General features: G+C 66.8%; 15 protein-coding genes. 7 read left to right on the top strand and 8 right to left on the bottom strand.

What is annotated here, in order from left to right:
• Positions 1-84: 84 nt before the first annotated feature.
• The 5 genes from AC25M7_RS05460 to AC25M7_RS05440 all read right to left on the bottom strand — a co-directional run bounded on the left by AC25M7_RS05460 (position 85) and on the right by AC25M7_RS05440 (position 4,066).
• Entirely contained in the window at positions 85-582 is a 498-nt protein-coding gene (locus AC25M7_RS05460; protein ID WP_062573596.1) for an HvfX family Cu-binding RiPP maturation protein, read from the bottom strand.
• 128 nt (positions 583-710) lie between these two features.
• Positions 711-1,436: a hypothetical protein gene (locus tag AC25M7_RS05455; RefSeq protein ID WP_062359728.1), complete on the bottom strand. Its 726-nt coding sequence runs from the start codon at positions 1,434-1,436 to the stop codon at positions 711-713.
• Positions 1,437-1,527: 91 nt separating this feature from the next.
• Positions 1,528-2,628 (bottom strand): hypothetical protein, encoded by a 1,101-nt coding sequence (locus AC25M7_RS05450; RefSeq protein ID WP_182324734.1) that lies wholly within the window; start codon positions 2,626-2,628, stop codon positions 1,528-1,530.
• 26 nt (positions 2,629-2,654) lie between these two features.
• Positions 2,655-3,287 carry a LysE family translocator gene (locus AC25M7_RS05445; protein ID WP_062359732.1) on the bottom strand — a complete coding sequence of 211 codons (633 nt, stop codon included), beginning with the start codon at positions 3,285-3,287 and terminating at the stop codon, positions 2,655-2,657.
• A gap of 2 nt (positions 3,288-3,289) precedes the next feature.
• Complete coding sequence (locus tag AC25M7_RS05440) at positions 3,290-4,066, bottom strand: YqcI/YcgG family protein (RefSeq protein WP_062359764.1); 777 nt, start codon at positions 4,064-4,066, stop codon at positions 3,290-3,292.
• A gap of 189 nt (positions 4,067-4,255) precedes the next feature.
• Here AC25M7_RS05440 and AC25M7_RS05435 point away from each other — a divergent pair, with 189 nt between their 5' ends.
• A complete protein-coding gene (locus AC25M7_RS05435) occupies positions 4,256-5,176 on the top strand; it encodes a LysR substrate-binding domain-containing protein (protein ID WP_062359734.1) in 921 nt (306 codons plus the stop codon).
• On the opposite strand, the gene AC25M7_RS05430 is transcribed toward AC25M7_RS05435, so the two are convergent.
• A complete protein-coding gene (locus tag AC25M7_RS05430) occupies positions 5,157-6,068 on the bottom strand; it encodes a LysR family transcriptional regulator (protein ID WP_028691811.1) in 912 nt (303 codons plus the stop codon). The genes AC25M7_RS05435 and AC25M7_RS05430 overlap by 20 nt on opposite strands.
• A gap of 114 nt (positions 6,069-6,182) precedes the next feature.
• On the opposite strand from AC25M7_RS05430, the gene AC25M7_RS05425 reads away from it, so the two are divergent.
• From AC25M7_RS05425 to AC25M7_RS05400, 6 genes are all read left to right on the top strand, one after another.
• Positions 6,183-7,388, top strand: a complete 1,206-nt coding sequence (locus AC25M7_RS05425; RefSeq protein WP_028691810.1) for an MFS transporter — start codon at positions 6,183-6,185, stop codon at positions 7,386-7,388.
• A 100-nt stretch (positions 7,389-7,488) separates the two neighbouring features.
• Complete coding sequence (locus AC25M7_RS05420; RefSeq protein ID WP_486970819.1) at positions 7,489-9,855, top strand: DNA polymerase II; 2,367 nt, start codon at positions 7,489-7,491, stop codon at positions 9,853-9,855.
• Between the two features lie 364 nt (positions 9,856-10,219).
• Positions 10,220-10,786, top strand: a complete 567-nt coding sequence (locus AC25M7_RS05415) for a DUF4174 domain-containing protein (RefSeq protein ID WP_028691808.1) — start codon at positions 10,220-10,222, stop codon at positions 10,784-10,786.
• A gap of 167 nt (positions 10,787-10,953) precedes the next feature.
• The gene (locus AC25M7_RS05410; RefSeq protein ID WP_062359738.1) at positions 10,954-11,445 is read left to right on the top strand and encodes an HvfA family oxazolone/thioamide-modified RiPP metallophore; all 492 of its coding nucleotides are present in this window, start codon (positions 10,954-10,956) and stop codon (positions 11,443-11,445) included.
• A 93-nt stretch (positions 11,446-11,538) separates the two neighbouring features.
• On the top strand, positions 11,539-12,372 hold the full coding sequence (locus tag AC25M7_RS05405) for an HvfB family MNIO-type RiPP peptide maturase (protein ID WP_062359739.1): 834 nt from the start codon (positions 11,539-11,541) through the stop codon (positions 12,370-12,372).
• Positions 12,365-13,150 (top strand): HvfC family RiPP maturation protein, encoded by a 786-nt coding sequence (locus AC25M7_RS05400; protein WP_062359741.1) that lies wholly within the window; start codon positions 12,365-12,367, stop codon positions 13,148-13,150. The genes AC25M7_RS05405 and AC25M7_RS05400 overlap by 8 nt, the downstream gene beginning before the upstream one ends.
• Here the strand turns inward: AC25M7_RS05400 and AC25M7_RS05395 are convergent.
• Positions 13,084-13,935, bottom strand: coding sequence for a GlxA family transcriptional regulator (locus tag AC25M7_RS05395; RefSeq protein ID WP_486970818.1), 852 nt, complete (start codon positions 13,933-13,935; stop codon positions 13,084-13,086). The genes AC25M7_RS05400 and AC25M7_RS05395 overlap by 67 nt on opposite strands.
• Positions 13,936-14,187, bottom strand: a complete 252-nt coding sequence (locus AC25M7_RS05390; RefSeq protein WP_236248642.1) for a type 1 glutamine amidotransferase family protein — start codon at positions 14,185-14,187, stop codon at positions 13,936-13,938. It lies immediately after the preceding gene.
• Positions 14,188-14,235 lie beyond the last annotated feature (48 nt).

The following is a 14,235-nucleotide window of genomic DNA, read 5'->3' as shown; positions in this document are numbered from 1 at the left end:
GGCTGCGAAGCAGCCCCAATGAACCATGCAACAATTGCGTGACCTGGGGCCGCTTTGCGGCCCTTTCGCGACACAAGGCCGCTCCTACAGGTACCGGCGCAGCCAGTGATCCAGGCTCAACCTTCCAGCCCCTTTCAACAGCAGCGGCAGCAACGCCACCAGGTAGATCAACGGTAGCTTGAAGTTGCCAAAACCCTGGTCGGTGATCGCATAACCCCGCCCCAATTCCGCCAGGCTCGACCACTGGCTCGGCCAGTGCACGGCGGCAATCGCCACCACCGTCACCACCATCAGCACTGCCGAGGCCAGACGGGTGCCGAGCCCCAGCAGCAGGAGCAGCGGACAGATCAATTCGGCCCACATCGACAGCTGCCAGTTGAGACCCACCGGCAACAGGTTGAACGGGAACGGAAAACTGCTTTGCAGGTCGGCGAACCAGTTGGTGCCGTTGAACTTCTCCAGGCCCGATTCGAAGAACTCCCAGGCCAGGAACAGGCGCAACGGCAGGTCGGCGCTCCAGTTGCCGGTGTGGTCGAGGGCGTTGAACAGCTTCCAGTCAGTGAACAGTGGCAGGGCTTTCATGAACAGGCATCCCGGTGTAGGCGGCAACGGCGGGCTGCCGTCGCGCTGTCGTGGCCGGGAGTGTGTGGTGGCGGGGTATCGACAGTGTGTCGGGGGTGGTGGGTTTATGTATCGCTGTGTAGCGATCCTCAGCGGTTGCTGGTCAGGCGCTGTTGCGCCGCGGCGCAGCCGTTGATGTCCACCGCCTTCTGCAGGAAGGCCTGGCGCTGGCGCGGGTCGAGCTCACCGAGCAGGCGGTAGATCTCGGCCTGGTAGTCGCGCTGGCGCCCCCACTGCAGTTGCAGGCCCTGGGGCCGGGTACGGTTGCACACCAGGCGGGTGGCCGGCTGCGGATAGTAGGCGGCATACAAGGTGGCCATGCTGGGAACCGCCTCCAGCGCCTCGCGGTAGGCGGGGCTGGCATTGTACGGGGAGCACCAGTGGGCGATGGCCAGCGCGGGTGGGGCGAAGCCTTGCTTGAGGCTGGCTTCCAGCAACGGGCAGGCGGCCTCGGCGATCTGTCCTGCCGGCAGATAGGTGGTGTAGTACAGCGCCAGGCGGTACTGGGCTACCGGGTGGCCGAGTTCCACCGACTTTTTCAGCAGGGCCACCGCCGTGGGCAGCGTGTGGGCCATCGCCTGGCCCTGGCGGCTGAGCTCGGGGTCGCCACTGGCGGTGCGCAGCGGACCGGCGTTGTCGTCCTGGTTGTCGGCCTGTTCCAGCAGCGGCAGGGCCTGGCGATAGAGCAGGTCGGCATGGGGATCGATGCTCACGTCCAGGGCCTGGGCGCCTGTGGCGGCCAGCAGCAACGGCAGCGTCGCGGCCAGGCAAGCGCGGGGACGGGCCAGGAGCGAGGGGAAGGCAGGAATGGTCATGGCAGTCACACGGTGCCTCGGGCGAATCAGGAGCGACGACGGCCTATTCTATCCATCCGCGTGCCTTTCCCGAAAGCCCGGCGTCCGCTCATCAGACCAGCTTGATCGGTGCGACCTTGCGCAGGGCCTGTCTTTCCTGGGCCAGCCCCAGCTTGGCAGTGATCACCTTGGCCAGCGCATTGTTGCCCAGGTCGTTGAAATGCAGGCGATCGACGAACAGGCGCTCGGCGAACACCGGCGAGCTGCTGAGCATGCTGTTCATGTCGTAGCAGGGGACCGGGTCGGCCTGGCTCTTGATGCGGCGGAAGAAGGCCATGTGCAGCTGGCTGTCGAAGGTGTCGCCGAGCAGGCGGTCGAAGTTCGATGGCTGGCGCTCGAGCTTGGCGAGCATGGCCTGTTCCGCCTTGGGCAGTGCCTCGCGGCACCAGGGCAGCAGCGGTTGCAGGATGAAGGTGAGGGTGGTGTGGCCGTCCGCCAGCAGCCGGTCCCACTGGCGCAGGGTGCGGCCCACGGCATCGGCGGCGCGGATCAGGCGCTTGTCCGGGCTCGACAGCGGTTCCACTGGCGGCCAGTGGGTTTCCCGGGCTGGCGCCAGCAGTTGGCCAAGGCGTTGCCAGAACGACTCGCGGCGCGCTTCGCCGCCGGCATGCACGCCTTCGTTGAAACGGTTGAGAAAATCCTGGTAGGCCTGTGCCCGATGCGGGTCCTGCGCACCGGCCAGGACTTCGGCGAGGGCCTCCTGGGCCAGTGTGTTCAGGCCACTGAGCACCACCACGTGGCCGATCTGGCCAAAGCGGTGCTGGTGAGTGAGGAACATCAGCAGTTCCTGGGTTGCGTTCAGGCCGCAACCTGCGAGGCTCAACCAGATCTCGCCGGTCAGCACCGACAGGTACGAGGCCACGGTGTGTTCGTCGGAGCTGGCGCCGATGCCCATGGCGGTGGAACCGCCCACCAGCAGGTTGACCCGCGCCGCGCCGCCGCGCTCGGCCACCGAGAAACGCTTGCCGGCGCAATGGCTGTAGCGCATGCCCAGGGCGTCGGTGTTGATGGTTGCGCAGCGGTAGCCGCGCTCGTGCACATACAGCGTGTGCGGTGCGCGGCGGCTACCCAGTTGCAGGAAGCGCTGATAGTCCTGCGCCAAGGGGTCGGGCGTGCCCATGCTGCCGGTGGTGGCGGGGGGGATCGGGGTCATGGGCGCTCCTTCTGTTAGGGGTTGGCTCAGGCGGCCAGCTCCCTGAGGTTGTAGGCCAGGCCGACGGCGGCGATCAGCAGCAGGGCAACGCCGGAGGCCAGGCTGATCAGGCGGTTGCTGCGCGGCGAGGCGATCTTGCCGATGGCGAAGATGTACAGGCTGAGCACGGCGAAATCGATGGCGATCCACAGCAGCGACAGCACCACCATGCTCTTGCCGAACGACTCGGTGATCTGGATGAACTGTGGGAAGAAGGCGATGAAGAAGATGATGTCCTTGGGGTTGGAGATACCGACCATGAAGCCCTGCAGCAGGCCCCCGCGGCCCGCTTGCGTGCTGGTCGTGGCCTGCGGTGCGCTGTCGACCGGGGCCTGCAGCGCTTCGCGCAGGGTGCCCAGGGCGATGTAGCCGATGAACAGGCAGCCCAGCAGGCTCATGGCGCTGAGCCAGGTCTTGTCGATGGCCGCGCTGGTAAGGATGATCCAGGCGGCCGCGCCGATCAGCACCAGCGAGGCCCAGTTGGTGCCGACCGCGGTGAACAGGGCCTTTCGCGAGCCCGAGGCGGCGGCGGTGTTGACGATCAGGGCCACCACCGGGCCGGGCGTGGCGATCAGCAGCAGGACGGTAAGGGCGTAGGTGGCGGTCAGTGCGGTATTCACGATCAGCTCTCGGTGAGGGTTGCAGCGGTTGCGTGGGCATGGAACGGGCAGCGCGCCGGGCTCGGCGAACCGGGCTCCTGCAATTGGTACTGCTTCCATTCGAAGTTGTCGTCCTGGCCGAAGAAGCCCAGGGTCTCGGGCATCACCCCGTCGTTGTAGTGGCGCACCCGCTCGCGGATGCGTGCGCGAATGCGCTGGCCGCTTTCAGTGCTGGCGCTGGCGACCTCGTCGAAGCTCTCCCGCGGGTTGATGACGAAGGCAATGTGTCGGCCCAGGTTGCGGCTTTTCATCAACCGGTGGGCGGGGAAGCTCATGTTGATGAACAGCGGCATGCCGGCGAAACAGAACGACCAGCGCGTGTCGTGCGGATCCTGCGGTACTTCTTCGGGCCAGGGCTGCGGGTCGCGCGCATGGACCTGATTCAGCACGTCCCAGGCCAGTGCCTGCTGTGCCTGCAGCGTGGTGCCGGGCGCCGTCTCGAGGAACACCAGCAGCGGGTTGCCGATGCGCTGCTTGAGCGGGATCGGCTCGATGGTGCTGATGTAGTCGCCAAGGCCTTGGGCAATATCGTCTGCCAGGCGTTCGGCGCGGGCGAAGACGATGTGGCACGTGCGCGCATTGACCGCCTTGCGCCCGAACAGGCACGGGAAGTCAGGGTTGGCGAGGGTTTCCTTAAAGTGTTCTATGGTCTTGTACGTCCAGTGGTGACGGTTCTGGACATGTTCATCGGCGAGCTCCAGCGCATCCAGGCGGTAGCAGTTTCCATAACCCGTAAACATGATTTCCCCAGGCATATCCGTATGCAGTATTTAATAGAGTTTCTCGTTTAATAGAACGTTTTCGACATATAACGGCAGCTTTGCTATATATAATTGTTATTTACCGGCATTTTCCGAGATGGATCCCGCGTTGTAAAACGCCTGGTTCTATGACCTACTATTAGCTTCACTCATGCTCTGGAAGGCGCCATGTCGGAACGGATTCAAGCCTTGCACGCCCTGCGCGCCTTCGAAGTGGCGTCGCGCTATGGCTCCTTCACCCGCGCGGCCCAGGAATTGGCCCTGACCCAGGGCGCAGTCAGCCACCACATCAAGACCCTCGAAGCCCTGTTCGGCTGCGACCTGTTCGAGCGTCGCGGCCCCAAGCTGCGCCTGACCGAGCACGGTCGGCTGCTGGCCCAGGAACTCAAGGTCGGTTTCAAGATCATCGAGAACGCCTGCGCGCTGTTGCGCCAGGATCGCTACGGCGTGCGCCTCAAGGCGCCGTCCACGCTCACCGTGCGCTGGCTGCTCAGGGCCCTGGACGGCTTCAAGCGGGTCGACAACAGCTGTTCGGTGCAACTGTCGAGCGTATGGATGGACATCGACGCGGTGGACTTCTATTCCGAACCCTATGACTGCGCCATCCTGCTCGGCAACGGACGCTTCCCGGCGGATGTGGAGAGCCTGAAGCTGTTCGATGAATGGCTGATCCCGGTGTGTCACCCAAGCTACCTCGAGCAGGCCCGGCCGGAGCTGTCGGTGCTCTCCAGCTGCGAGTTCCTCCACCCCTCGCCGGACCGGCGTGACTGGCGACGCTGGCTGGCGCGCATGGACGCGCTGGACGTCAGCATCGACCAGGGCCAGGTGTTCGACACCCTCGACCAGGGCATCTCGGCCGCCCAGCAGGGGCTGGGCATCTCGGTGGTCGACCTGGTGCTGGCCAGTGCCGACCTGGCGGCGGGCAACCTGGTCACGCCATTCCCCCACGCGGTGGCCACCGGCGACGGCTACTACATGACCTGGCTCAAGGCCAGCCCCAAGGCCCACCAGATGCACAAGTTGCGCGACTACCTGGTGGCGCAGGTGCCGCCGCTGTCGCACAAGGACATCAGCTACCTGTACGGCTGAGGTCGGTGGCAGGCAGTACCCGTTCGAGCATGAAGTCGATGAACACCCTCAGCTTGGGCGGCATCTGCCGTCCTGATGGCCACAGCAGGTAGAAGCTGCCACGTCGCTCCATGAAGCTGTCGAGCACGCTCACCAGGCTGCCGGCCGCCAGTTCCTTGCGCACGCTGAAGTCCGGCAGGCAGGTGATGCCGCGATGGTTGAGGGCGAAGCAGATGCGCGTCTCGACGTGATTGCAGACCATCGAGATGGGAATCGCGTAGTCCTGCTCGGGGTGTTCCCGGCGCAGCGGCCAGGTTTCCAGCTTGCCGCTGCTGGGGAAGCGGTAGTGCAGGCAGCTGTGCCCGGTGAGCTCACGGGGATGCTGCGGCGTGCCGCGTTCGCGCAGGTAGGCGGGGGACGCCACCAGGCGATGCTGGAAGTGCCCAAGGAACTTGGCGTTGAGGCGCGAATCCAGCGGCTGGCCACCGCGCATCACCACGTCGAAGCCCTCGCCGACGATATCCACCATGCGGTCGCTGAAGTCCAGGTCGAGCTCGATGTCGGGATAACGCGCCATGAACTCGGCCAAAGCCGGCATCACCAACCCGGTCACCTGCGGCAGGCTCACCCGCAGGCGCCCGCGGGGCGCTCCGCTGGCCTGGGACAGCTCCTGCTCGGTGGCTTCGATCTCGGCAAGGATGCGTCGGCTGCGTTCCAGGAACAGCGTGCCCTCGGCGGTCAGGGTGATGCTGCGGGTGCTGCGGTGAAACAGGCGCACGCCCAGGCGTTCCTCCAGCCGTGCCACGCGCTTGCCCACGGCGGAGGCGCTGATCCCCAGCGACTGGCCGGCGGCGACGAAACTGCGGGTCTCGGCGACCCGGTTGAAGACCATGAAGCCGCTGAGGCTGTCCATGCTGCGCTCCGATTGCGGACACTGATGTCCTGACTGAGTGGAATTGTACCCGGCTTTTTCCGCAATGCCCCAGCAGCGCACCATGCCTGCCTAAATCGATAGCCGGAGACAACCATGCATTCACCTTCCCCGGCGGCGTGTGTCGCCGCATCCCCTGCCAGCGCCACGCGCCTGCCCCTGAGCGGGCTGCTGGCCCTGGCCCTGACCGGCTTCATCGCCATCCTCAGCGAAACCCTGCCGGCCGGCCTGCTCGACCAGATCGCCGATGGTATGCAGATCAGCCAGGCCATGGCCGGGCAATGGGTCACGGCCTATGCCCTGGGGTCGCTGCTCACCGCCATTCCATTGGTGACCCTGACCCAGGGCTGGTGGCGTCGCCGCGCACTGCTGCTGGCGATCGCCGGGTTCGTGCTGTTCAACGGGCTGACTGCCGTGTCGCCGGACAATACCCTCACCCTGTGTCTGCGCTTTCTTACCGGCGCCGCCGCCGGCCTGGCCTGGGGCCTGATCGCCGGCCATGCGCGGCGCATGGTGGCGCCGGCCCAGCAGGGCAGGGCCATGGCGGTGGCGATGCTGGGCCAGCCCATTGCGCTGTCGCTAGGTCTGCCAATCGGCACCTGGCTCGGCGCCTGGCTGGGCTGGCGCGCGGCCTTCGTGGTGGTCACGGTCGCGGCGTTGCTGCTGACCGTCTGGGTGGTGCGGGCGGTGCCGGACTTCCCCGGCCAAGCCGCCGGCAAGCGCCCCGCAGCGCTTACGGTGTTGCGCACCCCGGGCGTGGCGCGGGTGTTGCTGGTGATCCTGGCGTGGATTCTCGGGCACAACATCCTCTACACCTACATCGTGCCGCTGCTGGCGGCGGCGGGCATGACGGCCGAGGTGGGCCAGGTGCTGATGACCTTCGGCTTGGCCTCGCTGGGCGGCATCGTGCTGGTGGGCCTGGGTGTCGACCGCCATCTGCGTGGGCTGGTGTTGCTGTGCCTGGCCGGGTTCGCCCTGGCGACGCTGGCCTTGGGGCAGGCCCAGGGCGCCGCCTGGCTGGTGCATGTCAGCGTGGCGCTGTGGGGGATGACCTACGGCGGTGCGCCGACCCTGTTGCAGACCGCCTGCGCCGATGCGGCGGGCGAGGGCGGCGATGTGGCGCAGTCGATGCTGGTGACGGTGTGGAACAGCGCGATCGCCTTGGGCGGGATCATTGGCGGGTTGTTGCTGGTCGGCGCCGGGGTCGAGTCGTTTGGCGCGGTGGTGCTGGGGCTGCTGGCGCTGGCGTGGCTGCTGGTGGTCAGCGGACGACGGGCCGGGTTCGTCGCGGGCGCACGCTAGCCTGATCGGACGCAATCGCGGGGCCTGGAAACACCCCTTTATGCCAAGAGGAACGGTACAATCCGCCCATGTGAGAACGTAGCGATCCGAGGTCCCCGCAGTGCCGTTGCAACAAGGCTTCGTCTTGACCCGCCACTGGCATGACACGCCCGAAGGCACCTGCGTGGAGTTCTGGCTGGCCACCGACCAGGGCCCACGGCGCCTGCGCCTGACCGCCCAGCCCTCGGTGGCCTTCATTCCCGCCGCCCAGGCTGCCCACGCCCGGGCGCTGCTGGCCGGTGAACAGGGCGCCGAACTCAAGCCCCTGCAGCTGCGCGACTTCGACCTGCGTCCGGTGATGGGCCTGTACTGCCGCCAGCACCGCCAGCTGATCGCCCTGGAGAAGCGCCTGCGCGCTGCCGGTGTCGAGGTGTTCGAAGCCGACATCCGCCCGCCGGAACGCTACCTGATGGAGCGCTTCATCACCGCCCCGGTGCGTTTCGATGGTCGCCCCGACAGCCAGGGCGTGCTGCACGATGCCCAGCTCAAGCCCGACCCGGACTACCGCCCGCCGCTGCGCCTGGTGTCACTGGATATCGAGACCAGCGAACGCGGCGAGCTGTACAGCATCGCCCTGGAAGGCTGCGGCCAGCGCCAGGTCTATATGCTCGGCCCGGCCAACGGCGAGGCGGGCGAGCTGGACTTCGACCTGCACTATTGCGCCGATCGCGCTGAACTGATCGTCTGCCTCAACCAGTGGTTGGCCCGCCACGACCCCGACGCGATCATCGGTTGGAACCTGGTGCAGTTCGACCTGCGCCTGCTGCACGAGCATGCCCAGCGCCTGAACGTGCCGCTGTGCCTGGGCCGCGACGGCGCGCCGATGCACCTGCGCGAGCACGGCGCCCGCAGCCACTTCTTCGCCGAGGCGCCGGGCCGGCTGCTGATCGACGGCATCGAGGCCTTGCGCTCGGCGACCTGGAACTTCCCCTCGTTCAGCCTGGAGAGCGTCGCGCAGCAGTTGCTGGGCGAGGGCAAGGCCATCGACACGCCGTACCAGCGCATGGACGAGATCAACCGCCGCTTCGCCGAGGACAAGCCGGCCCTGGCCCGCTACAACCTCAAGGACTGTGAGCTGGTGACGCGGATCTTCGCCCATACCCACTTGCTGGAGTTTCTCCTCGAACGCGCCTCGGTCACCGGACTGGCCGTGGACCGCAGCGGCGGATCGGTGGCCGCGTTCTGCCACCTGTACATCCCGCACATGCACCGCCTGGGCTATGTCGCGCCGAACCTCGTCGGTGGCGAGGGCGAGGCCAGCCCGGGCGGTTTCGTCATGGAGTCGCGGCCCGGGCTGTACGATTCGGTGCTGGTGCTCGACTACAAGAGCCTGTACCCCTCGATCATCCGCACCTTCCTCATCGACCCGGTGGGGCTGGTCGAGGGCTTGCGCCAGCCGGACGACGCGCACTCGGTGGAGGGCTTTCGCGGTGGCCGTTTCTCGCGCCGCCAGCATTGCCTGCCGGCCATCGTCGAGCGTGTCTGGCAGGGGCGCGAGGCGGCCAAGTGCGCGGGCAACGCCCCGCTTTCGCAGGCACTGAAGATAATCATGAACGCCTTCTACGGCGTGCTCGGCTCCAGTGGCTGCCGCTTCTTCGACCCGCGCCTGGCCTCGTCGATCACGATGCGCGGGCACCAGATCATGCGTCAGACCCGGGCGCTGATCGAGGCGCGGGGCTATGACGTGATCTACGGCGACACCGACTCCACCTTTGTCTGGCTCAAGGGGGCCCACGACGAAGCGGCTGCCGCAAGTATCGGCCAGGCGCTGGTGGCGCAGGTCAACCAGTGGTGGCGCGAGAACCTGCGTCATTCCATGGGCCTTGAGAGCGCGCTGGAGCTGCAGTTCGAAACCCACTACCGACGCTTCCTGATGCCGACCATCCGAGGCACCGACGAAGGCAGCAAAAAGCGCTACGCCGGCATGGTACGGCGCAGCGATGGCCAGGACGAAATGGTCTTCAAGGGGCTGGAGTCGGTGCGCACCGACTGGTCGCCGCTGGCCAGGCAGTTCCAGCAGGAACTCTATGGCCGGGTGTTCCGTGGCCAGCCTTACCGCGACTACCTGCAGGCATACGTGCGCCGTACCTTGGCGGGCGAGCAGGATGAATTGCTGGTCTACCGCAAGCGCCTGCGTCGCCCGTTGGCTGACTACCAGCGCAATGTGCCGCCGCATGTGCGCGCGGCGCGCCTGGCCGACGAGCATAATCGACGGGTGGGGCGCCCCACTCAGTACCAGAACGGCGGCTGGATCAGCTACATCATCACCACCTCGGGGCCAGAGCCCCTGGAGATTCTGCAATCGTCGGTCGATTACGAGCACTATGTCGCCCGACAGCTGCAACCCGTGGCGGATGCCATCCTGCCATTCGTGCTGGGGCACACGATCGACCTGGGGCACCTGGATCAACTCGCCTTCGACTTCTGAACAGGTCGGGGCGGGTGCTATCTATCGAGGTTTCACCGAAGTTCATGCGCTCGTGTCTCTAATTTCAGCAAAGACGAGTCATGGACAACAACGAGCCGCAAGTGCTTCGCGCGCCAACAGTAATCGAGCACGAAACGTTCCAGGGCGCCCGCTCGCGCTTGGCGCTGGAAGCCGGCGAGATGACAACGCCACGGCACGGCCCTGAGTGTGTGCAGTATCCTTGGACTATGCTCTGGTCAGGTGTGGGACATGCCCGGTTACTTTTGCCGCGAGCAGGCGCCTGGCCAGTTGGTTTAGGCTCCACGCCGGATCTTTCTCCCTGATCCGCAGTCTTTAGGTTTATAGAGAAAACAAGGAGATGCGCATGCTCGTTCGGTCACTGACCCTCGCTACCCTGTTCGCCTTGGCTAGCCCGCTGTTTGCCGCAGACAGCGATGCACCGTTGGCCAAGGAACTGGGCAAGGCACGGCCACTGGTGGTCATTGCCCCGAGTTCGGCCGACCCGACCCTGCGCGGCCTGGAAGAGGCGTTGAAAGACTCCGCCACCCAGGCCGGATTCAAGGAGCGCAGCCTGGTGCTGTACAGCGTCGCCAACATGATGGGCAAGCGCGAGGACAAGAACCTCGAGCAGCAGACCACAATGGCCCTGATCCGTGAGCTCAAGCTGGGCGCGAGCAAGGGCACCAAGGTGATCCTGGTGGGCAAGGACGGCGAGCGCCACATGCTCAAGGACGACGACAGCGGCGAGAAGCTCGACCCGCAGGTGATCTTCAAGGCGGTCGACGAGCTGCCGGCCAGCGAAAAGGCGGTCACCGCTCCCGAACCCGTCGCAGCCGCACCTGCCGAGCCCAAGGCCAAGGACAGCAAGACCAAGGATGCCAAGGCCAAGCCCGCCAAACCTGCAGCGCCGCCCAAGCCGCTGGAGGACTGACCGCTCTGTCACGGCCCTCTGCGCAACCAGAGGGCCGTTCATGTATCACTGTGTATCTGCGCTTCGCCGCGACCCATTGGCATACAAAATATCGCCTGCCTCGATACATCAGCGACACACCGCTGCGGCTCAATGGCTCCACTTTCCAACCACAGTGGAGCGACACCATGAAAACGACCCGTCAAACCCTCGGCCTGCTCGGCGCCACCTTGCTAGGCGGCATGGTTCTGGGCAACAGTGCCTTCGCCGTAGAACCCCTGGCCCAAGGCTACCAGCTGGCCTCGGCCAAGACCCCGGGCGAAGGCAAGTGCGGTGAAGGCAAGTGCGGTGCCGGTGGCAAGGCCACGCAGAGCGAGGGCAAGTGCGGCGAAGGCAAGTGTGGTGCCAGCGCCAAGGCCGGAGCCGAGGGCAAGTGCGGTGAGGGCAAGTGTGGCGACGCCTCGTTCGCCCGCACTGACAGCAACCGCGACGGCAAGGTCTCCCGCGAGGAGTTCCTGGCCGTGGCCAAGGACAGGGCGGCAGACTTCGACAAGATCGACCGCAATCACGACGGCTTCATCTCCGAGCAGGAGGCCCACGATCACCTGGCGGCGATCTACAAGGCCAACGGCAAGGCCATGCCCGATGGGCTGTTCAGCCATCTGACCGGCCAGTCCTGAAGTGCCTCGCGGGGCCAGCCCGCTTCCACGATGTCATGTGTGGGAGCGGGCTGGCCCCGCGCTGCCGTTCAACGCCCCAGAGAGCCTGCAATCATGCCCCAACCCAAATTGCACACCGGCCTCGGCCTGCGCCGTGGCCTGCTGCCCGACTTGCTGACGATGGAGGCGGGCGCGGTGGACTTCCTAGAGTGCGCCCCGGAAAACTGGATCGGCGTTGGCGGCGCCTTCGGCCAGGGCCTGGCGCGCCTGGCCGAGCGTTTTCCCATCACCTGCCACGGCCTGTCGCTGTCACTGGGCGGCACCGCGCCGCTGGATCGCGGCTTTCTCGAGCGCACCCGACAGTTCCTCGACCACCACCAGGTACGGATGTACAGCGAGCACCTGAGCTACTGCAGCGACGATGGCCACCTCTACGACCTGATGCCGATCCCGTTCACCGAAGAGGCCGTCCACCATGTGTCCGCACGCATCCGCCAGGCCCAGGACATGCTTGGTCGGCGCATCGCGGTGGAGAACATCAGCTACTACGCCGCGCCGTACCAGGCGATGCCCGAGCTGGACTTCGTCCGCGCCGTGCTCGACGAGGCCGACTGCGACCTGCTGCTGGACGTGAACAACGTTTTCGTCAATGCCTGCAACCATCGCTACGACGCCCGCGCCTTCCTCGCCGGCATACCCCAAGAGCGGGTGGTGGGCATGCATGTGGCCGGTCATTACGATGAGGCCCCGGACCTGAAGGTCGACACCCACGGCGCGCCGGTCAAGGAGGACGTCTGGGCGCTGTTCGCCGACGCCTGCCGGCGTTTCGGGGCGCAGCCCACCGTGCTCGAGCGCGATTTCAACTACCCGCCGCTGACCGAGCTGCTGGCCGAGACGGCGCGTATCCGCAGCCTGCAATATGCCCACGGAGTGCCCGGCCATGACTGAGACCCTGCGCACCCAGCAATTCACCTTGGCGCGCCACCTGCGCGACCCGGCCGCCAATCCGCCGCCGCCCGGCATCGAGGCACGGCGTCTGAAGGTCTATCGCGAGCTGTTCCATGGCGCCATCGAAGGACTGCTGGCCGGCAGCTTCCCAGTGCTGCGCCGTACCTTGGGCGATCAGCGCTGGCATGCGCGCGTGCGCGATTTCTACGCCCATTACCGCAGTCAGACACCGCTGTTCACCGAGGTTGCCGAGGCGTTCATCGACTACCTGCAGGGCATCGAGCCCGATGCCCCTTGGCAGCTGGAACTGGCGCACTATGAATGGATCGAGGCGCAGCTGTACCTGAGCGACGCCGAGGACCCGCCGCACGACCCGGACGGCGACCTGCTCGACGGCGAGCCACTGTTGTCGTGCGTGGCGCGGGTGCTGGCCTACCGTTGGCCGGTGGAACGCATCGGCCCGGAGTACCAGCCAGGCGAGGCGCCAGCGCAACCCACCCTGTTGCTGGTGTACCGCGACGCCGACCTGCAGGTGCGTTTCGCCCGCCTGGCGCCGCTGGCCTGGCAATTGTTGGTGGGCCTGCCGGGCAGCGGGCGCGAGCGCCTGCGCGCGTTGGGCGAGCAGCACCAGCAGGCGGGCCTGGAGCTGCTGCGCCAGTTGCGCGGGCAGGGCATCATCGTCGGCACCCGCCGAGGCAACAGGGGGGGCTGTCAGGCCACTGGAATCAGTGGATCGGCCGCCGCCAGCGCCGTCGCCCGATCCGCGGCCGGCGGATAGATCCACACCGAGTTGATCTGCTGCTTGAGCTGCTTGGCCTCGGCCGTGTCCGTCGGTGGCGAGACGGTGCGCTCCCAACCCTCGGTGTACACCGCGCCCCAGGCACCGAGGTCGAGGCAGGTAACATACTTGGGCTGGCTGTAGATCATCGGCGCCACGCCGATCAGCTCGGCGGCGGCGTTGTTGCCGGCGTAGCGGCCCAGGGGGATGGCGTGCTGGCAGGACATCACGGCAAAGTTGCCAACCTCGTCGCAGGCCTGCTCGGCCAGCCGCTCGACCGTCAGGCGCGGGTCGCCCAGGTGCTCGTTGAGCCACAGGTGCAGGGCCTCGAAGGCGGCGCTGTCCTCGCCCTGGGCCTTGAGCAGTTCGCTGAACTGCGCCTGGCCGTCGGGGCGCTTGAGGAACACCACCAGCTCGCGGGCCACCTGCATGGCCACCTCGCGGCCACAGTCGGCCTCGACCAGGGCCAGCGCCAGGTCGATGCCGGCACTGACCCCGGCCGAGGTCCACACTTGGTCCTGTTGCACGAAGATCGACTCGGCGTCCACTTCGATGGCCGGGAAGCGCCGGTGCAGCGCATCGCACATCGCCCAGTGAGTGGCGGCCCGGCGTCCGTCGAGCAGCCCGGCGGCGGCCAGCAGGAAGGTGCCGCTGCACACCGAGGCGGTGCGTCGGGCGCGTTGGGCGGCCTGGGCCAGCCAGGCAACCAGCTCGGCATGATCGGGGAGGGTGCGGACGATCTCCGGCGCGCCGGGCACCACCAGGGTGTCGAAGGGGTCGCGCAACTAGGGCGCCAGTGGCTCGGTACCTACCGCCAGGCCCTCGGCGGTCGGCACCAGGCCGCCCTCGAGGCTGGCGGTGACCAGGCGGTAACCTGGCAGGCCGCGGGCGGCGCGGGCCTTGGTCGCGGCCCAGAAGACCGTCTGCGCGCCGGTGAGGTCGAGCAGGCCCATCTGCGGGTAGGCGAGGAACAGCAAGGTGCGCGGCTGATCCAGGGCGTGCACGGGTGGGGTGGGGATCGGCGGGATGTCGGTCATGGCACGCTGCTTGTGATGAAGGCGTAGGCCCTAGTCGAGCAGGTGGCA

The sequence above is a fragment of the Pseudomonas sp. P106(2024) genome, assembly GCF_057480815.1.
This window is presented reverse-complemented; position numbering and strand designations above follow the sequence as displayed.

Coding starts and splice junctions, on each gene's coding strand:
- AC25M7_RS05460 (WP_062573596.1), bottom strand. CDS start 582: ATGAAAGCCCTGCCACTGTTCACTGACTGGAAGCTGTTCAACGCCCTC.
- AC25M7_RS05455 (WP_062359728.1), bottom strand. CDS start 1,436: ATGACCATTCCTGCCTTCCCCTCGCTCCTGGCCCGTCCCCGCGCTTGC.
- AC25M7_RS05450 (WP_182324734.1), bottom strand. CDS start 2,628: ATGACCCCGATCCCCCCCGCCACCACCGGCAGCATGGGCACGCCCGAC.
- AC25M7_RS05440 (WP_062359764.1), bottom strand. CDS start 4,066: ATGTTTACGGGTTATGGAAACTGCTACCGCCTGGATGCGCTGGAGCTC.
- AC25M7_RS05435 (WP_062359734.1), top strand. CDS start 4,256: ATGTCGGAACGGATTCAAGCCTTGCACGCCCTGCGCGCCTTCGAAGTG.
- AC25M7_RS05430 (WP_028691811.1), bottom strand. CDS start 6,068: ATGGACAGCCTCAGCGGCTTCATGGTCTTCAACCGGGTCGCCGAGACC.
- AC25M7_RS05425 (WP_028691810.1), top strand. CDS start 6,183: ATGCATTCACCTTCCCCGGCGGCGTGTGTCGCCGCATCCCCTGCCAGC.
- AC25M7_RS05415 (WP_028691808.1), top strand. CDS start 10,220: ATGCTCGTTCGGTCACTGACCCTCGCTACCCTGTTCGCCTTGGCTAGC.
- AC25M7_RS05410 (WP_062359738.1), top strand. CDS start 10,954: ATGAAAACGACCCGTCAAACCCTCGGCCTGCTCGGCGCCACCTTGCTA.
- AC25M7_RS05405 (WP_062359739.1), top strand. CDS start 11,539: ATGCCCCAACCCAAATTGCACACCGGCCTCGGCCTGCGCCGTGGCCTG.
- AC25M7_RS05400 (WP_062359741.1), top strand. CDS start 12,365: ATGACTGAGACCCTGCGCACCCAGCAATTCACCTTGGCGCGCCACCTG.
- AC25M7_RS05390 (WP_236248642.1), bottom strand. CDS start 14,187: ATGACCGACATCCCGCCGATCCCCACCCCACCCGTGCACGCCCTGGAT.